Raw genomic sequence first — 19490 nt, 5'->3', positions numbered from 1 at the left:
ATTATGATTGAAGGATTTTTTCTTGATGATTAATCGATTCTTGATGAATCGCTTTAAACATTTTTAAAATGAACTCTTCACTTAAACCAAATTGCTGACCTTCCATGACCATTTTACCTAAAATCTCATTCCAACGTTTCGATTGTAGTACGGCTACGTTTTTATCTTTTTTCAACTGACCAATACCATCAGCGGCTTTCATACGTTTTCCTAATAATTCGATGATTTGATTATCAACAACGTCGATTTGTGCTCTTAAATTCTCTAAGGCATTATTGTAATCTGCTTCAGCATTTGTTTCTTTTCTAATTTTCAAATCTCTCATAATTTGAACCAATGTAGAAGGCGTCACTTGCTGTGCAGCATCACTCCATGCGTTTTCAGGATCGTAATGTGTTTCAATCATTAACCCGTCGAAATTTAAATCTAAGGCTGATTGTGACACATCAAAAATCATATCTCTTTTCCCTGTAATATGCGAAGGATCGTTAATTAAAGGAATGTCAGGGAATTTATTTTGAAATTCAATAGCCAATTGCCATTCTGGGTTATTTCTGTATTTGGTTTTTTCATAAGTTGAGAAACCTCTATGAATCGCTCCAATGTTTTTAACACCAGAAGCATAAATTCTTTCAATACCTCCTAACCATAAGGCTAAATCTGGATTTACTGGATTCTTTATCAATACTGGCTTATCAGTACCTTCTAAAGCATCTGCAATTTCTTGCATGATAAAAGGACTTACGGTAGAACGTGCTCCAATCCATAATAAATCAACATCGTGTTCTAAGGCTAATTTTACGTGGGCTGCGTTAGCAACTTCCGTACAAATTTTCATACCTGTTTCAGCCTTTACTTTTTGTAACCATTTTAAGCCTAAAGCACCAACTCCCTCAAACATTCCAGGACGCGTTCTTGGTTTCCAGATTCCAGCTCTAAAATAAGTCACATCAGTATCTTTTAACTCATGTGCAATTTTTAAAACCTGCTCTTCTGTTTCAGCACTACAAGGCCCTGCGATTACTAGTGGATGATCTAAATTTAAATCATCTAACCACTTTCTCATTTCTTTGTTGTTTTCCATAATTTTAAGCTTAACTAATTCCTTTTAAAATATCTTTAATATAATTGGTACTTTCCATCTCACTGTAAATAGCATCGAAATCATCCTTTTGCATGAATTCTTTAAATTGAGTGAGGTTGTTAATATATTCTTCTAATGTTTCAATAACATTAGTTTTATTCTGTTTAAATATAGGTGTCCACATTTCTGGCGAACTCTTTGCCAAACGAACCGTTGAAGCAAATCCACTGCCCGCCATGTCAAAAATATCACGTTCGTTGCGCTCCTTTTCAATCACAGTTTTACCTAACATGAACGAACTGATGTGCGATAAATGCGACACATAGGCAATGTGTTTATCGTGTGCCTCTGGATTCATATAACGGATACGCATCCCGATATCAGCAAATAACTTCAAAGCTTTCTCTTGCAGTTTAAAAGTCGTTTTTTCAACTTCACAAACAATATTAGTTTTCCCAACAAACAACCCTGATAAAGCGGCTGTTGGCCCAGAATGCTCTGTACCTGCAATCGGGTGCATGGCTAGAAAATTTCTACGTCTTGGGTGATCTTCTACCGATTTACAAATATCAACTTTTGTTGAACCTGCATCAACCACCAAAGTATCGTCTGATATTTTATCTAAAATTGTTGGCAATAATTTTACCGTAGCATCAACTGGAATTGAAATAATCACCAAATCGGCATGTTCAAGATCGTCTAAAGTGGCTTTTTTGTCAATGATATTGAGCTCAAGGGCCTTTTCCAAGGTACCATCCTTCCTACTGATACCGTGAATAATCGCTTCTGGATTATTCTTTTTTATATCGATAGCGAGACTCCCCCCTATTAAACCAACACCTATTGCGTATATATTTTTCATGTCTTTTTACCCCAAAAACCCTAAAAGGGAACTCTTATCAAATGGGTTAAGAGTTTATTATTTATAGCAGCTTACAACAGCGTAAACAGCTTGTCTTTATTTTATTTCACTCGTGCTATGCATTCTCTAATAGCACTACTCGTTGCACATAACGAAAATCTTACGTAGCCTTCACCTTGCGTTCCAAATACAGTTCCTGGTGTGATAAAAATATCTTTTTCCATTAATATCTTATCTATAAAAGCTTCTGATTTTTCGCCTTCTGGTAATTTTGCCCAAATGAATAAGCCCGAAGCATTTTTATCATAAGTACAGTTTAATGCATCAGCCAGTTCCCATACTAATTTACGACGCACTTCATACACAGCATTCAATTCTGAATACCAAGATTTTGAACATTTCAAGGCTTCAATAGCACCCTTTTGTATGCCGTAAAACATACCAGAGTCCATATTACTTTTCACCTTTAAAATATTATTAATATGCTCGGTAGACCCCATCACCATTCCAACACGCCAACCGGCCATATTGAAGGTTTTACTCAAGGAATTCAATTCTAAACAAACTTCTTTAGCACCTTCAACTTCCAATAAACTTTTTGGTGCATCGTTTAATATGAAACTATACGGATTGTCATTAACAATTAAAATATCATGACGTTTTGCAAACGCTACTAAATCTTCAAATATAGATTTGGTTGGTTTTGCTCCCGTAGGCATGTGCGGATAGTTTACCCACATCAACTTTACTTTACTTAAATCAAGCTTTTCTAAAGCTTCAAAATCTGGCATCCAATTATTTTCAGCATCCAAATTATATAATATGCCTTTAGCGCCTACCAAATTAGTAACTGATTGGTAAGTTGGGTAACCTGGGTTTGGAATTAAAACCGAATCGCCTTCATTTAGGTAAGCCATTGATATGTGCATAATCCCTTCCTTGCTTCCCATTAAAGGTAAAATTTCTGAAGCAGGGTCTAAGTTTACAGAAAACTGTGTTTTATAAAACTCAGCCATCGCTTCACGCAATTCTGGAAGCCCTTGATAGCTCTGATATTTATGAGCACTCGGACTTTTAAAACTTTCAGAAATGGCTTCTAACACCTTTGCTGGAGGCGCCAAATCTGGACTCCCAATTCCTAAACTGATAATCGGTTTACCGCTTGCCATAAGCGCGCCTACTTCTCTTAATTTCTTTGAAAAGTAGTATTCTTCAACCGTTTGTAACCGATTTGCTACTTCAATCATAACTTCGCATTTTTATATTCACCTAACACTTTAAACCCATCGCCCATAATATCAATTAGAGCTTTAGCTTTTTTGAAATCTTCGTAACTATCAAAAGTAACATCCACGAAAAAAGCATATTTCCATGGGGTTTCAATAATTGGCAACGATTGAATTTTGGTTAAACTCAACTTGCAATCACTCATTACGTTTAAAATAGCGGCGAGGCTTCCGCGTTTATGGTTGGCTTCAAATTTTACTGAAGCTTTATTTATTTCTTGTTCCGGCACGGCAGAATTCTTACGATTAACAATAACAAAACGGGTTTCATTATTTTTTATCGTTTGAATGCTTTCTGCTAGAATATCCAATTCAAAAATTTCGGCTGCAGCCACACTTGCAATGGCTCCTACACCTTTAAGTTGTTTTTCTTGAATACGCTGCGCTACTTCGGCTGTATCCTTATCTTCAACCAACTTAATATGCGGGTATTGTCTGAAAAACTTTTTACACTGTAATAAAGCCATGGGATGTGAATATACTTCCTTAATGTCTTCAATACTTTGGCCTTTAAGCCCCATTAAATTATGCTGAATATCTAAATAATGTTCTCCAACAATATGTAACTCATTTTTATCAATAAGTGCATAATTAGGAATTATAGAACCCGCAATAGAATTCTCTAATGCCATAACTCCAGCATCACTTTCTTTGCTTAATAAAGAATCTACTACCCTATCAAATGTCATACACTCAATAGAATCTACAGGATTATCAAAAAATTGTTGGGTAACAATATGATGAAAAGACCCTTTAACGCCTTGTATGGCCACTGTTTTTATCAACGTTTTAACTTTTATTAATTTCTAAAACTTTAGTGCTCTTTTTTGTAATCCTTGAACAAAAAAAAGTCTCGATTTTCATCGAGACTCATATCAATAATTTATGTTTATAAATTATACATACAACGCCTCGTTTCTTTTGCTAAAAAAGAAATAGTTGTTAAAATATGTATAATATACTGTTGTTGTCATAATTACGTGGCTAAAGTAATTATTATTTTGAGAAATCAAAACACAATGAAATATTTTTTCAAGTTTCAAGAAAAGTTTTAAAGATTTTACAGCAAAACTTCCTTTACATTAGATATTCATTTATTTTTGAATAAATAAATTTAATTATGTCAATTGAAGTTATCGGTGTTTCAAAACTTTACGAAAATCAGAAAGCCCTCAACAACATTTCATTTCAAGTAGGTAAGCCCGAAATTGTTGGTTTTCTTGGCCCAAACGGCGCTGGAAAATCCACTTTAATGAAAATATTAACCACCTATATCAAGTCTAATGACGGACAAGCTCTAGTCAATGGTTTTGATGTTGATGACAACCCCAAAGCGGTAAAGCAAAGTGTGGGTTACCTTCCTGAACACAATCCTTTATATTTAGAACAATATGTTAAAGAATACCTCGCATTTAACGCTCAAGTTTACAAAGTAAGCAAACAACGTATTGAAGATGTGATTGAACTCACTGGATTAACACCAGAGGCACATAAAAAAATCGGACAATTATCTAAAGGCTATCGTCAGCGTGTGGGCCTAGCAAATGCTTTGTTGCACGACCCCGACGTGCTTATTTTAGATGAACCCACTACAGGTTTAGACCCCAACCAATTGATTGACATTAGAAATCTCATTAAAACTATTGGTGAAACAAAAACGGTTTTTCTTTCTACGCATATTATGCAAGAAGTAGAAGCCATGTGCGACCGCGTTATCATTATTAATAAAGGCGAAATTGTAGCTGATAAAAACTTAAACGCCCTTAGAAATGATGCCGAACAAATCGTTATAGTTGAATTTGATTATCGTGTTGAAAATGCCTTTCTACAGCGATTACCTAAAGTAGAACGCGTAGTAAATACATACGATTTTGTATACGAAATCACCTTTAACACCACACAAGACATGCGCTCCCATGTTTTTGATTTTGCTCATGACAACGAATTGAAGATTCTTCAACTTAATCAAAAGAATGCCAGTTTAGAATCTCTTTTTAGGAATTTAACCACAAAATAGCTACCTTAAATTCCGATTATGACAAAAGTCATCTTTATCCAAACAACTACCTACTAATTTTGCGAGAGGAAAATAATCCTTTAGCAAGCTAAATTGTTCATTTAAATTAAAAAATCGAATAAATTAACTTTGTTAAATTAGAAAACAAACATCATGAGTAAAGGTATTTATGTAGCAACTATTGAACCTAACAGCGGAAAATCTGTTGTTGTACTTGGTTTAATGCGCATGCTATTAGGAAAAACAGCAAAAGTAGGATACTTCAGACCTATTATTGAAGATACTGAAGAAGGCGAAGTAGACAACCATATTGATACGGTTATGTCTTATTTTGAAATCGATATCAACTACAAAAAGACATTTGCTTTTAAGCGTAGTGAAGTTCTTGATTTATACAACAAAGGCAAAGCAGGTGATGTTATTGACGAAGTGATTAAACGTTACAAATATTTAGAAGAACGTTTTGATTTCATTTTAGTTGAAGGCACCGATTTTTCACATGAAAATTCAAGTATCGAGTTAGACATCAATTTACACCTTGCAAAAAACTTAAGCCTTCCTGTAATTCTAGTTTCTCGCGGTGATAATTTATCGAATTCAGAAATCACTGATAACGTACAATTGGCTTACGATACTTTTAAAGAAGAAGTTGATGTACTTTCTATCATGACCAACAAGGTAGCTCCTACCGAAGTTAATAGTCTTAAAAACCTTTTAAAAGAACGTATTGCTGGAAACACAGACATTACAGTGATTCCAAAAATTGACAGTTTAGCCAATCCAACCATCAAAGAAATCATCAAAAATGTTGATGGTGAAGCACTTCTTGGTAAAGACCAGCTAAACAATCAAGTTGATTCTGCCATATTAGGAACCATGCAATTGCGTAATTTCCTAAATCATATAAAAGAGGATTGCTTAATTATCACAGCTGGTGATAGAGCCGATATTATTTTAGGCGGTTTGCAAGCACATATTTCTAAAAATTACCCTAAAGTAGCCGGTATCGTTTTAACGGGAGGTTTAATTCCTGAAGACACGATTTTAAAGTTAATAGAAGGACTTACTAGTGTAGTTCCTATTATTAGTGCTAAAGAAGGGACTTTTGCTATCACTAATAAGATTGGTAAAATTAGAACTAAAATTTACGCCGATAATGTTGAGAAAATAGAAACCTCAATCGCCACTTTTGAAAAACATGTGGATACCGATAAATTGGCAAATGATTTAATCACCTTTAAATCTGGAATTTTCACACCAAGAATGTTCCAATACAACTTATTACAACGCGCCCTTAAAAACAAAAAACACATTGTTTTACCAGAAGGTTACGATGAGCGTGTATTAAGAGCCGCGGCACGATTAATTGATGCTCATGTGGTTGATTTAACCTTAATAGGTGAAAAAGACAAGATTCAAGAAATCATTACAAGACAAGACATTCCTTTAGATTTAAAAGATGTGAATGTGATTATGCCTCAGGAATCTGAATATTATGAAGATTACGCCAATACGTTTTACGAGTTAAGAAAACATAAAAACGTAAACCTTCAAATGGCTAAAGATACCATGTGTGATGTATCATACTTTGCCACCATGATGATTTACAAAGGTCATGCTGATGGTATGGTTTCAGGTGCCGTTCACACCACACAACACACATTAAGACCAGCGCTTCAGTTTATTAAAACGAAACCTGGTGTAAACATTGTGTCTTCTGTATTCTTTATGTGTTTAGAAGACCGTGTGTCTATTTTTGGTGATTGCGCCATTAACCCGAACCCAAATGCTGAACAACTAGCAGAAATCGCGATATCTTCAGCAAAAACGGCTCAAGATTTTGGTGTTGAACCAAAAGTAGCCTTATTATCTTATTCTTCTGGTTCTTCAGGAAAAGGAGAAGAAGTTGATAAAGTAAGAAAAGCTACTGAAATCGCTAAAGAAAAAGCGCCTAACATGAAAATTGAAGGGCCTATTCAATACGATGCTGCTGTAGATATGCGTATTGGTAAAAGCAAATTACCAGACTCTGAAGTGGCAGGACAAGCTAGTGTTTTAGTGTTCCCTGATTTAAATACAGGAAACAACACGTACAAAGCCGTTCAAAGAGAAACCGGTGCCTTAGCCATTGGCCCTATGTTACAAGGTTTAAACAAACCGGTTAACGATTTAAGTAGAGGTTGTACTGCAGATGATATTTACAGTACAGTAATAATAACAGCAATTCAAGCTCAAGATATATAAAAATGCAAGTACTTATTTTAAATTCAGGAAGTTCATCACTTAAATTTCAATTGTTTTCTATGCCAGGAGCCACTATTTTATGCTCTGGTTTAATAGAACGTATTGGTATGAATGATGCGAAATTCATTTACAAAACGGATAATGACAAAATTGAACTTGAAACACCTATTTTAAACCATAAAGAAGGTTTATCATTATTATCTGAACAACTTTTAGATGCTAAGACTGGAATTATCAAATCGGCAGACGATATTGATATTGTAGGTCACCGTGTGGTTCAAGGGGGTTCTCTTTTTGATAAAACAACTGAAATTACACCAGAAGTTAAAGAACAAATAAAAGGCCTTTTTAGTTTAGCACCGCTTCATAACCCTGCAAATTTTGAAGGTATAGAAGTTGCTGAAACTATTTTTTCTAAGGCGAAACAAGTGGCGGTATTTGATACAGCATTCCACCAAACCATTCCAGAGCAAGCGTATCGCTATGCGATTGCAAAAGAATTTGTTACCGAGCACAACATTCGTTTATACGGTTTCCACGGCACAAGTCACAAATACGTTTCTGAAAAAGCCATCGAATTCCTTGGTAAAAAAGAATCAAAAATCATCACCGTTCACTTAGGTAATGGTTGTAGTATGACCGCAATAAAAGACGGAAAAAGTATTGACCACTCTATGGGATTGACACCTTTAGATGGTTTAATCATGGGAACACGTTCGGGTGCTATTGACCCGTCTGTGGTTTTTCACTTAGCGTCTAAATTAGATTATAGCGTTGATGATATCAACACCCTTTTACAGAAAAAAAGTGGTATGCTAGGTTTAACAGGCTATAGTGATTTAAGAGATATTCAAGCTGAAGCTGCCAAAGGCAATAAAGAATGTCAGTTAGCTTTAGAAATGAATACTTACCGTATCAAAAAGTATATTGGTAGCTACGCAGCCGTTTTAAATGGCATTGATGCCATAGTATTTACAGCGGGAATTGGAGAGAACTCTGATTTAATTCGTGAGATGGTTTGTGAAGATATGGACTACTTCGGATTAGAATTAAACAAAGAAGAAAACAAAAAACGTTCTGACGATATTCGAGAGATTAGTTTACCGTCTTCTAAAATTAAAATTCTAATCATCCCAACCAATGAGGAATTAGAAATTGCGAAACAATCGGTTGATTTATTCAAAGATTAATTATCTCATCAAACTGATTTTACATCATTTTGTAACTTAGACATACCCTAAAGATAACAAACCCGCAGCTAAATTTTAGTTGTGGGTTTCTTTTTTGACTAAAGCTTAATTAAACCTATTTAGTAGTCTCCCCTAAAAGACAGTACAACTTCCACTTTCTTCTCACCATAAAAATGGCGAATTTCATTTTTTTCAGTGTCGTTACCGCGTTCAAAAACTCTATGGATAACTACTTTAAATTGTCTGCTCCAATCTATTTTAGAAATATCAGTATCCCCAAAATGCCCCTTTCTTAATTTGGACAAGTTGGGAGTATTAGAGTTATTTTTTTCTTTGTTAAAGCAATGTCATAAAAAGTTTGTAGCAGGGAGAAAGTACCTTCCTCTATACCTAACTTTTCTTCAATTTTTAATGCTAGGGGAAGATTTATACTTCTTTTTCCTTTTGTTATCGCATTAAGTGTTTGCGGGTGTTCATTTATAGATAAAGTAAATGGACGCTGACGAATCATACGTTTTTTTAATTCCCGATCAAGAATAAAACCTGGGTGAATGCCTTTGTATTTTTCTATAAACTTATCCATATTACAAATACAAACAAATTTGTTTATATTTTACAGTCCAATATCTGTCATTGAAAACTGATATTACATTCATTTTCTGCCACTTGTTGTCATTTCAAAAACAATACAAATAGCCTAGTCTTATAAACCACTAATACTCAGAGTATAAATTAAAAAAAGATTAAAAATTATGTAATATTCAAAAATAACCCAAAAAAAGATTAAAAATTACGAATACAATAATAAAAACATGACTTTAATCATAATATAACAATTGTAAAGTTTGGATATTTACATCATAATTTAAACACATTAACTCATGAATACGCAAAATATCATTAAAAGACTAGCAAGTTTAATCGTTGTAGCAGGTTTCACTTTGAATTGCTCTCAAGCACAAATATTACAGCTTGAAAATCAAGAATCACATGTCACCGTATTTGGAAGTTCTAATCTGCACGGTTGGAAAGTAGATGCAGACACTAAAAATGGTTCTATCGGTTTTAAGAATTTAGAATCTTGTGATATTACCCACTTATCACTTGCTGTATCAACCGAAAGTTTAAAGGGTGCAAAATCAGGTATCACTAAAACTGCAGCTGAAACCCTAAAATCTGATCAATACAAATACATTTTATTCACCTTAAGCGAAGTAACTCATGTTACACCTAAGGGTAATGGACAATTTGCTGTCCACGCCATGGGTGATTTTGTCATTGCAGGAACCAGAAAAACGGTACCCTTAGATTTTAATGTGAATATAAATCAAGGAGAGGTAACCCTTAAAGGAAACGCAAAATTAAAACTAACTAGTTTTGATCTGACACCACCAGTAGCACTGAAAGGAACTATTAAGGCTAAAGATGACATTGTTTTAAGGTTCGAAACGCACTTCAGTGAAGCCACCGTAATATAAACCCTAAAAAGCCTTTACTTCAGTTTTTTTTGAATTAGTCTATGAAGTAAAGGCTTTTTTATGTGTAAATTTAAAATTTACCCTCCTAAAAAATCTACTCAAAAATTAATCGCCCTTTGTAAACTTCTTCAACCTCCACAACAGGCGGTTTGTTAACAGAAATAATATCACCCGTACTCGAGATCTTTCCTTTAAGTTCTTGGTACGGGTTTATCATGATGTCATTCGAACTTCTATTATAAGCCCATACTTTTTGCGCGATTAAATCACGGCCTTCAAAACGTGAAGTTCCCGAAGCTAAAGTCACACTCAAATTTCCTGTATTTCCAGTAACGTAGGCATTAGATAGGCTATTAAATACAAACGTTAATCTTTCGTTATCCACTGCCAAATAAAAATCAGCATTAGTATAAGTACCTGGAGCACCGTAATCTTCAGATAAAATGGTTAATTCTGGATAAGTTAAAACACCATCCGATTTAATGTCTCGTTGGGTGGAACTTCGTATTTCTGTGATATTTGGAGCCGTGACATATACTCGTGTGGGTTCGTAATCACGAACCAGATTACAGCTGTTATGATCAGTTAAGGTCAACTTACCGTTTTCAACAGAAGCCGTGACATCAGGCATTAAATTCTCCCCTGTTTCTATAAGTACTTTTTGAAAAGGGCCTTCTTTTATAATGAGTTCAATATCTTTATTAACAAAAATAGTTTCAAAAACATCCAATTGAATTTCCTCTTGTATACGCGCTCCAGCCGTTTGAAAACAATCGTTTGCTGATTCGCTATCACATGCAAAAGTCAACACTAAAAATGCTATGTAAATGATTTTTTTCATATCCTAATTCCTAGTCCGAATTCAACAGCTTCTGCTTTAGCACCGTGTGATTTTATGCTTATTTTCCCGAACATACGTTTTCCAAAATATTGCTTCATACCCAATCTTAAATACACACGACCTTCGAAGTCGTAAGGATAATAGGCATAATAACCGAGTTGTCCTATAACAGACAACTTATTAATAAACAGTTCATGCCCTACAAACACACCAACTCGTTTATAGTCTTCATCACCAGCAACATCGGCTTCAGGATAAGCCACACTATAAAATGCTATAAGCTCCTTTATGGCCATGGTAAAAAACACTTCCGTTCCTAATTGAAACGCACTTTTTCGAGTGATACGCTTATCTACGGCTGCAGACAAGGTGTAAAACGGAAACTGACCGCTATCAACAACATCACTTTCTGTAATTCCTGAACTGAAGGTAAAATTAAAACGAAAAGGTTCGGTAAATTTTCTATCATTTTCAGCTAAAGTATGCTGATATTCTAATGGTACTTCATCGATATTATAGGTAACACCCACATTTAACAACACCGAATTGGTACTGGTGTTTGGTGATTTAAAGCTCCCGTTTGAATAGTGAATTAATGTTAATCCTGCTTGGAGTCCGAATCTATCAAAAATACGCTCTTTACGGTAATTAAGCATCAAAAAAGTACTGCTTAGGAGTTTCGAGCCGAAAGCAATATTCCTGTAATTGGTTTCTTTATCGTATGGGTTTTCGGTATAAGCGACACCCTGCCCTACGCGAAACATGAGATGACGTTTTAAAAAGTATAAGTTATAGTGCGCATACAAGGCAGCCAAACTTCCTAAATACTCATTTTTCATGTTCTGAAAGGCGTAAGTCACCCCAAAACCAGGGTAATTGTAACGCTGCTCCCAGTCTTCAAAACCATAAGTTTTTCGGTTCCAACTAAGCATAAACCCCTCGGGGTGCCCAGTAATTAAATGAGCCATACTGGGATTATGCTCGGCAATATTTCCGTAAAAATAGCTTAAATCTATTGTAGACGTATGTTTTTTCCCCTGTCCAAACCCAATGGCTCCGAGTAAACAACACAAGGAAAACAGACAATACTTCATTAACAACTTTATATTCGGCAAATGTAATTGAAATTAAAACAATGCCGATGCAATCGCCTGAACGTTGTCACTTTTCCCCATAGAATAATAATGTAGAAAAGGCACACCAGCTTCTTTCAGTTCTTTAGATTGCTGAATAGCAAACTCAATACCTACTTGGCGAACCGCTTTATTGTCTTTACAAGACTCTACAGCTTCAATAAGTGTTTCTGGTAAATCTATTTTAAATACTTGTGGTAAAATCTGTAAATGACGTTTTACGGCTAAAGGTTTAATACCTGGTATAATTGGAATGGTAATCCCAATTTCTCTTGCTTTAGCAACAAAGTCAAAATACTTCTGGTTATCAAAGAACATTTGAGTCACGACATAATCGGCTCCAGCATCAACTTTTGCTTTTAAGCGTTTTAAATCGGTGTTTAACGACGGTGATTCCATATGTTTTTCAGGGTATCCGGCAACACCCACACAAAAATCATAATTATGCTCCACCTTGATATCATCGTGAAGATACTGCCCTTTATTCAAGTTTGAAATTTGCTGAACCAATTCACTAGCATAAGCATTTCCATCTTTAGTAGGAATAAAATACGATTCGTCTTTACGGGCATCACCACGTAAAGCTACGACATTATCAATACCTAAATAATGACAATCTACCAACACGTATTCGGTTTCTTCTTTAGTAAAACCTCCACAAAGCAAATGTGGTATCGCATCGACTTTATACTTATGCATAATAGAAGCACAAATACCCACGGTACCCGGGCGCATACGTGTGATACGCTTTTCTAGAAGTCCGTTACCTTTATCCACATAAACATACTCTTCTCTTGAGGTCGTTACATCAATAAATGGCGGATTAAACTCCATTAACGGATCGATATTATTATATAAATCCTGAATATTTTTTCCTTTTTGAGGTGGAATAACTTCAAAAGAAAATAATGTTTTTCCGTTTGCTTTTTTTATGTGATCTGTTACTTTCATAAAAGGTCAGCCCCTTAATCCCCAAAGGGGAAACTCTTACTTGGGCGAAATAAGAATTTTTGGTTTGTTATTTCTATTTAATTTATTGGGCGTTACCAATCCCGATAGCTATCGGGAGGTCGCGCTTTACGTTGCAAGTCCGCACTCGTACCTCGCTGTGGGCTTTCCACTGCAATCCCTAACGCACGCTACTCCTGCAAAAGACCTTTAAGGTTTTAAAAACCTTAAAGGTCTAAAAAACTTATCTTATAGCAAAACCATTACAATAGTTAACACCATAAGTCTCACCTAATCCCTCCAAAGGAGGAAAACTGTTACGGGATATGTTTTTATTATTTTATACTTTTTTTTCATTCGAGTGTTCCTCCCCTACTGGGGAGGCTAGGTGGGGCTTCTACTCCGCTATATTCGCATGCAGCCACTTTCTAGCCTTATCCTTTGGAATACCTTTACGCTCACAGTAATCGGTAACTTGGTCATCGGTAATTTTACCTAAACCAAAATACTTGGCTTCTGGATTTCCAAAATAGTACCCTGAAACCGCTGCTGCTGGCCACATGGCTAAACTTTCGGTAAGCTTTACGCCTATTATTTTTTCAACATCTAAAAGCTCCCAAATGGTTTCTTTCTCTAAATGATCTGGACAAGCCGGATAACCTGGCGCCGGACGAATACCTTTATAACTTTCTTTGATTAAATCGTCGTTAGTTAAATCTTCATTTGAGGCATAACCCCAATGTTTCACACGAATTTGTTTGTGTAAATATTCGGCGAAAGCTTCAGCAAATCTATCAGCTATGGCCTGTGCCATAATCCCGTTATAATCATCATCTTTAGCTCTGTAACTATCGGCTAATTCTTGTGCACCAAAAATACCCACACAAAACGCCCCCATATAATCCTTTTTACCAGAATCTTTAGGAGCTATAAAATCAGCTAAGGCATGATTAGGTATGCCTTCACGTTTCTTTAATTGCTGACGCAAGGTTCTAAAAACAGCAATTTCTTCGCCTTTTTTCTGAATGGAAATATCATCATCATTAATAGAATTTGCTTCAAACAATCCAAAAACGGCTTTGGCCTTTAAAGACTGCTTCGCTATAATTTCCTTAATCATGGCTTGAGCCTCTTCATACATGATGGTTGCCTGTTCGCCAACAACCTTATCGGTTAAGATATCAGGAAATTTACCATGTAAATCCCAGCTTCTAAAAAACGGACTCCAATCAATAAATGGCACTAATTCTTTTAAACTAATTTGTTTCAGCATCTGAACCCCTAACTCATTAGGTTTTACTATTTCAGACGTTTCCCAATCAATTTTATATTTGCGTTTGCGGGCTTCTTCTATTGAAATATATGATTTTTCTTTGCCACGTTTTAAAAATTTGGTTCTAAAATCATCATAATCAGCCTTCATTTTAGCCACATATTCGTGTGATGATTTTTTATTTAATAAATCACCAACCACGGTAACCGCACGAGAGGCATCATTTACGTGAACTACTGCATTTTTATATTGGGTATCAATTTTAACGGCTGTATGTGCTTTTGAAGTTGTTGCCCCACCAATTAATAGTGGCAATTCAAAATTATTGCGTTGCATTTCTTTAGCCAAATACACCATTTCATCAAGTGATGGTGTTATTAATCCTGATAAGCCAATAGCATCAACACGCTCTTTAATGGCTGTTTCTATAATTTTTTCAGGCGGTACCATAACGCCCATATCTACAATTTCGTAGTTATTACAGGCTAAAACGACACTTACAATATTTTTACCAATATCGTGCACATCGCCCTTAACAGTAGCCATTAAAATTTTACCAACAGGCTCTTGCTTATCGGTTTTTTCAGCTTCAATAAACGGATTTAAATAACCAACGGCTTTCTTCATCACACGTGCTGATTTCACGACTTGAGGCAAGAACATTTTTCCGGCACCAAATAAATCACCAACCACGTTCATACCTATCATTAAATGTCCTTCAATAACATCAATAGGTTTTTCTGCTTCTTGTCTGGCTTGTTCAATATCTTCAATAATAAAAGCATCGATACCTTTTACAAGGGCATGGGTAATTCTGTCCTGTAACGGATTTTCACGCCATGATAAATCGACACCCTTTTCTACTTTAGATCCTTTTACGGTTTCAGCAAAATCTAGTAATCTTTCGGTCGCATCATCACGACGGTCGAGCATCACATCTTCGATGTGCTCTAATAAATCCTTCGGAATGTCATCATACACCTCTAAAAGTGCCGGATTTACAATCCCCATATTCATACCCGCTTGAATGGCGTAATATAAAAACACCGAATGCATGGCTTCACGAACTCCATCGTTTCCTCTAAATGAAAACGACACATTACTCACCCCACCACTTACACTCACATTTGGTAAGTTTTGACGAACCCAACGTGTGGCTTCAATAAAATCGATGGCATTTTTACGGTGCTCATCCATTCCTGTTGCTACAGGGAATATATTTAAATCGAAAATAATATCTTCGGAAGGAAAACCTACTTCATCAACCAAAATATCATACGAACGTTTGGCTATTTCAATACGGCGTTCGTAATTATCGGCTTGTCCAACTTCATCAAAAGCCATAACAATTACAGCTGCACCATAACGTTTTATAAGTTTTGCCTCGTGGATAAACTTGTCTTTCCCTTCTTTTAAAGAAATAGAATTCACGACGCATTTACCTTGTACGACTTGAAGTCCTGCTTCGATAATTTCCCACTTCGAACTATCAATCATGATAGGCACACGACAAATATCTGGTTCGGCAGCAATAAGATTAAGAAAACGAACCATGGCTTCTTTACCATCGATTAATCCGTCGTCAAAATTGATATCGATTATTTGTGCGCCTCCATCTACTTGATGACGTGCAATATCTAAAGCCTCATCGTACTTCTCTTCTTTAATTAATCGAAGAAATTTACGCGATCCAGCCACATTAGTACGTTCACCTACGTTTATAAAATTGCTATTTTCGTTTAAAACCAATGGTTCTAAACCAGACAATTTCATGTATTTAGATTGGTTGATGGTTACTCGTTTTTGGTTATTGGTTTCACTCATGCCGATAATTTCTTATAGTAATTGATAAATCCATTTAGTAACTTTTTACAAGTTTCTATCTGATTTATTACAACATTTAATTTTTCTTCTGAAATAAATTTCAGATCGTTAATCGTATTCTATTTTTGAAAACGACTCCTAAGAATCTTTATTTCTTTATAGCTTTCTCTTTTCAGACCCTTCAGGTTTTAAAAACCTGAAGGGTCTTTGCCGAGGACTAACAATTACTGCTCACCTTGGCTCCTACAGCTCTGCTTAATGTGATGCTGAAACAAGTTCAGCATGACGGCGTGGTTTATACTTCGCAGCCAAATTTGCAATAACACTGATATGTTCTGGCGATGTTCCGCAGCAACCACCAATAATATTTATTAAATTCTTCTTTAAATACTCTTCTATTTGTTCTCCCATTTCCTCAGGTGACTCGTCATACTCACCAAAAGCATTCGGTAAACCAGCATTTGGATGGGCAGAAATAGCAAAATCTGTTTTATTAGCAATCGCTTCTAAATGCGGTTGTAATAAATTTGCTCCTAAAGCACAGTTAAATCCAACAGATAATAACGGAATATGTGATACTGAAATCAAAAAAGCTTCGGCTGTTTGTCCTGAAAGGGTTCTTCCAGAAGCATCAGTAATCGTTCCACTCAACATGATAGGAATATCAATACCTCTTTCCTCCTTCACTTCTTCAATAGCAAATAAAGCGGCTTTAGCGTTTAACGTATCAAACACGGTTTCAACTAGCAATAAATCGGCACCTCCATCCATTAAAGCTTCCACTTGTTGTTTGTAGGCGACACGCAACTCATCAAAAGTTACAGCACGGTATCCAGGGTCGTTCACGTCTGGCGACATACTTGCCGTACGGTTTGTTGGCCCTATTGAACCCGCTACAAAACGTGGTTTGTGTGGTTCTTTAGCTGTAAATTCTTCTGCGACTTCTTTAGCAATTTTAGCCGATTCATAGTTTAATTCATAAACCAAATCTTCCATTTGATAATCGGCCATAGCGATGGTCGTTCCTGAAAAGGTATTGGTTTCTACAATATCTGCTCCGGCTTCAAAATATTTGGCATGAATGGTTTTGATGGCTTCAGGCTGCGTGATAGAAAGCAAATCATTATTACCCTGTAATGGTGTCGGGTAATCTTTAAAACGCTCACCACGAAAATCATCTTCAGTGAATTTATAGGCTTGTAGCATGGTACCCATCGCACCATCTAAAACCAAAATTCGCTCTTTTAAAGCCTGCTGTATGTTTGACATTTTTTGATATTATTTTTTAAGTATAATATCATCAAGAAAAGTAAAATCACTCTTCGTTATCTTTCCAATAATTTTTAATTATCAGTAGAACGTAGCACCTTCTTTACAAGATAAAGGGTTGCCAAGGTTTCACCGGGTCTAATCCCTCTACCTTTCTTGATAACATTAATACGTTAATGAACAAAAAATCAATAATTTAATATCTATTGATTTGGTGCGCAAAAATACTAACTATATTCCTTTATTCACAGTAATTTTATAAAAATTGCTGCCTTTACTCAAATAGGGTTGATGACAGATAACGATCACCTCTGTCGCAAATTACAGCGACAATAACCCCTTCTTCTAAAGTTTCGGCTATTTTTAAGGCACAAAATACTGAACCACCGCTACTCATTCCAGCAAATACGCCTTCTTCTTTAGCTAAATTAATGGTCGTTTGTTTGGCATCTTCTTCCGAGACATCGACAACAATATCCACTTTTTTAGGATCGAAAAATTTAGGCACGTATTCTGGTGACCATTTTCTAATCCCTGGAATTTTTGCACCATCGGCAGGTTGTGCACCAACAATAGTGATATTTTTATTTTGCTCTTTTAAAAATGTAGAAACCCCTGTTATGGTTCCTGTGGTTCCCATAGCCGATACAAAATGTGTGATTTTATGATTGGTGGCTTCCCAAATTTCTGGCCCAGTTGTTTGGTAATGCGCTTTCCAATTGTCTGGATTTTCAAACTGATTTAAAAGCATAAAGCCTTTTTCATGACGCAGTTTAAAAGCCAAATCGCGAGAACCTTCTATACCCACATCTGAAGGTGTTAAAATCACCTCAGCACCGTAAGCACGCATGGTCTTCACACGTTCCTCGGTAGAATTCTCAGGCATAATCAGCACCATATTTAAGCCCAACAACTTGGCAATAAAAGCTAAGGCAATACCTGTGTTTCCACTTGTGGCCTCTACTAAAGTGCCTCCTTTTTTAATGTCGCCTCGTTTTAAAGCTTCATTAATCATATGAAAGGCAGGACGATCCTTAACGCTTCCGCCAGGGTTATTCCCTTCTAGTTTTAAAAACAAACGCACCCCTTTTTTCGAGATGAGGTGTGTGGCTTCAACGAGTGGTGTGTTACCTATTTGACCAATAATGCTGTTTTTATATTCCATTCTTCTTAGGTCTAATTTTTATTTCGGTTTGATAAGTTACCAACGAATTTTCGGGAACCGATTCTGTAATCCAAACATTCGCTCCAATAATACTGTTTGCTCCAATGACAATATCACCTCCCAAAATAGTTGCATTTGCATAAATGCAAACATTATCCTCAATAGTAGGATGACGTTTTGTAGACGCTAAATTTTTTGACACAGAAATACCACCAAGTGTTACCCCTTGATAAATCTTTACATTTTCACCAATAATACTTGTTTCACCAATCACAATACCTGTACCGTGGTCAATATAAAAGGACTTTCCAATGGTTGCTCCTGGATGAATATCAACCCCTGTAATACCATGAATGTATTCACTCATCATTCGTGGTAAAATATGCACACCGAGTTCATAAAGCGCATGACTTAATCTATAAATTGAAATGGCATGAAACCCTGGATAAGCCATGTAAATTTCCTCTAAGCTATGTGAAGCTGGATCATTACTTTCAAAAGCAATAGCATCTAAATCTAATGTTTTTCGGATTTCAGGCAACTCAGCTTTAAATTTCTTCCAAATTTCCTCTCCATTTTCTACATCTAACTTAGATACAATTTTAAGGAATTTTTTCTCTAAATATTTACCATGTGCTTTTTCTTGTTCACAGTCAAATAAAGAATAAAACAATCTTTTAGTAAATGTTTTTGCGGTGTCTTTAAGGCAAACGTTATAACTTTTCATATAGGTTATATGCTTTATTAATTTTGATAATTTTAGATTATAAATGTAAAACTTATCCTTTTAAATCCCTCCTGTTTTAAACACTAAATCCTACAAGGTTTTTACAAACTTTGTAGGATTAGAATATTATTTTAACAGCCTTTTAAATT

17 protein-coding genes and 1 riboswitch are annotated in these 19490 nt (G+C 35.6%); of the genes, 4 read left to right on the top strand and 13 right to left on the bottom strand.

Annotated elements, in window-relative coordinates; all coding sequences use genetic code 11:
- Position 1 precedes the first annotated feature (1 nt).
- The 4 genes from F6U93_RS07070 to F6U93_RS07055 form a co-directional block, all read right to left on the bottom strand.
- Entirely contained in the window at positions 2 to 1084 is a 1083-nt protein-coding gene (locus tag F6U93_RS07070; RefSeq protein WP_150938248.1) for a bifunctional 3-deoxy-7-phosphoheptulonate synthase/chorismate mutase type II, read from the bottom strand.
- Between the two features lie 10 nt (positions 1085 to 1094).
- On the bottom strand, positions 1095 to 1946 hold the full coding sequence (locus F6U93_RS07065; RefSeq protein WP_150938246.1) for a prephenate dehydrogenase: 852 nt from the start codon (positions 1944 to 1946) through the stop codon (positions 1095 to 1097).
- A gap of 101 nt (positions 1947 to 2047) precedes the next feature.
- Entirely contained in the window at positions 2048 to 3193 is a 1146-nt protein-coding gene (locus tag F6U93_RS07060; protein WP_150938244.1) for a pyridoxal phosphate-dependent aminotransferase, read from the bottom strand.
- Positions 3190 to 4017, bottom strand: a complete 828-nt coding sequence (locus tag F6U93_RS07055; RefSeq protein WP_150938242.1) for a prephenate dehydratase — start codon at positions 4015 to 4017, stop codon at positions 3190 to 3192. The genes F6U93_RS07060 and F6U93_RS07055 overlap by 4 nt, the downstream gene beginning before the upstream one ends.
- Before the next feature lie 335 nt (positions 4018 to 4352).
- Here F6U93_RS07055 and gldA point away from each other — a divergent pair, with 335 nt between their 5' ends.
- The 3 genes from gldA (at position 4353) to F6U93_RS07040 (ending at position 8683) form a co-directional block, all read left to right on the top strand.
- Positions 4353 to 5249, top strand: coding sequence for a gliding motility-associated ABC transporter ATP-binding subunit GldA (gldA, locus tag F6U93_RS07050; RefSeq protein WP_150938239.1), 897 nt, complete (start codon positions 4353 to 4355; stop codon positions 5247 to 5249).
- A gap of 153 nt (positions 5250 to 5402) precedes the next feature.
- Complete coding sequence (pta, locus tag F6U93_RS07045) at positions 5403 to 7493, top strand: phosphate acetyltransferase (RefSeq protein WP_150938237.1); 2091 nt, start codon at positions 5403 to 5405, stop codon at positions 7491 to 7493.
- Positions 7494 to 7495: 2 nt separating this feature from the next.
- On the top strand, positions 7496 to 8683 hold the full coding sequence (locus F6U93_RS07040; protein ID WP_150938235.1) for an acetate/propionate family kinase: 1188 nt from the start codon (positions 7496 to 7498) through the stop codon (positions 8681 to 8683).
- A gap of 119 nt (positions 8684 to 8802) precedes the next feature.
- Here F6U93_RS07040 and F6U93_RS14860 read toward each other — a convergent pair whose 3' ends face one another.
- Both F6U93_RS14860 and F6U93_RS14855 read right to left on the bottom strand, forming a co-directional pair.
- On the bottom strand, positions 8803 to 8988 hold the full coding sequence (locus tag F6U93_RS14860; protein WP_225312600.1) for a DUF6922 domain-containing protein: 186 nt from the start codon (positions 8986 to 8988) through the stop codon (positions 8803 to 8805).
- The gene (locus F6U93_RS14855; RefSeq protein ID WP_225312598.1) at positions 8976 to 9266 is read right to left on the bottom strand and encodes a helix-turn-helix transcriptional regulator; all 291 of its coding nucleotides are present in this window, start codon (positions 9264 to 9266) and stop codon (positions 8976 to 8978) included. Before F6U93_RS14855 ends, F6U93_RS14860 begins: the two co-directional genes overlap by 13 nt.
- A 298-nt stretch (positions 9267 to 9564) precedes the next feature.
- Here F6U93_RS14855 and F6U93_RS07030 point away from each other — a divergent pair, with 298 nt between their 5' ends.
- Positions 9565 to 10161, top strand: a complete 597-nt coding sequence (locus F6U93_RS07030) for a YceI family protein (RefSeq protein ID WP_150938233.1) — start codon at positions 9565 to 9567, stop codon at positions 10159 to 10161.
- Positions 10162 to 10255: 94 nt separating this feature from the next.
- Here the strand turns inward: F6U93_RS07030 and F6U93_RS07025 are convergent, their stop codons facing one another.
- From F6U93_RS07025 to epsC, 7 genes are all read right to left on the bottom strand, one after another.
- The gene (locus tag F6U93_RS07025) at positions 10256 to 11002 is read right to left on the bottom strand and encodes a head GIN domain-containing protein (protein ID WP_150938231.1); all 747 of its coding nucleotides are present in this window, start codon (positions 11000 to 11002) and stop codon (positions 10256 to 10258) included.
- On the bottom strand, positions 10999 to 12096 hold the full coding sequence (locus F6U93_RS07020; RefSeq protein ID WP_150938229.1) for an acyloxyacyl hydrolase: 1098 nt from the start codon (positions 12094 to 12096) through the stop codon (positions 10999 to 11001). The genes F6U93_RS07025 and F6U93_RS07020 overlap by 4 nt, the downstream gene beginning before the upstream one ends.
- Positions 12097 to 12129: 33 nt before the next feature.
- On the bottom strand, positions 12130 to 13086 hold the full coding sequence (gene metF, locus F6U93_RS07015) for a methylenetetrahydrofolate reductase [NAD(P)H] (protein WP_150938227.1): 957 nt from the start codon (positions 13084 to 13086) through the stop codon (positions 12130 to 12132).
- A gap of 394 nt (positions 13087 to 13480) precedes the next feature.
- The gene (metH, locus tag F6U93_RS07010; RefSeq protein ID WP_150938225.1) at positions 13481 to 16180 is read right to left on the bottom strand and encodes a methionine synthase; all 2700 of its coding nucleotides are present in this window, start codon (positions 16178 to 16180) and stop codon (positions 13481 to 13483) included.
- Between the two features lie 255 nt (positions 16181 to 16435).
- Positions 16436 to 17449 (bottom strand): homocysteine S-methyltransferase family protein, encoded by a 1014-nt coding sequence (locus F6U93_RS07005; RefSeq protein WP_150938223.1) that lies wholly within the window; start codon positions 17447 to 17449, stop codon positions 16436 to 16438.
- Positions 17450 to 17502: 53 nt separating this feature from the next.
- Positions 17503 to 17615: riboswitch (SAM riboswitch) on the bottom strand.
- A gap of 108 nt (positions 17616 to 17723) precedes the next feature.
- On the bottom strand, positions 17724 to 18614 hold the full coding sequence (gene cysM, locus F6U93_RS07000) for a cysteine synthase CysM (RefSeq protein WP_150938221.1): 891 nt from the start codon (positions 18612 to 18614) through the stop codon (positions 17724 to 17726).
- On the bottom strand, positions 18604 to 19341 hold the full coding sequence (gene epsC, locus F6U93_RS06995) for a serine O-acetyltransferase EpsC (protein ID WP_150938219.1): 738 nt from the start codon (positions 19339 to 19341) through the stop codon (positions 18604 to 18606). The genes cysM and epsC overlap by 11 nt, the downstream gene beginning before the upstream one ends.
- Positions 19342 to 19490: the final 149 nt, after the last annotated feature.

It is taken from the genome of Pseudotamlana haliotis, assembly GCF_008806375.1.
GTDB lineage: Bacteria > Bacteroidota > Bacteroidia > Flavobacteriales > Flavobacteriaceae > Pseudotamlana > Pseudotamlana haliotis.
The sequence above is the reverse complement of the archived record's forward strand: the minus strand, read 5'-3'. Positions and strand labels throughout refer to the sequence as shown.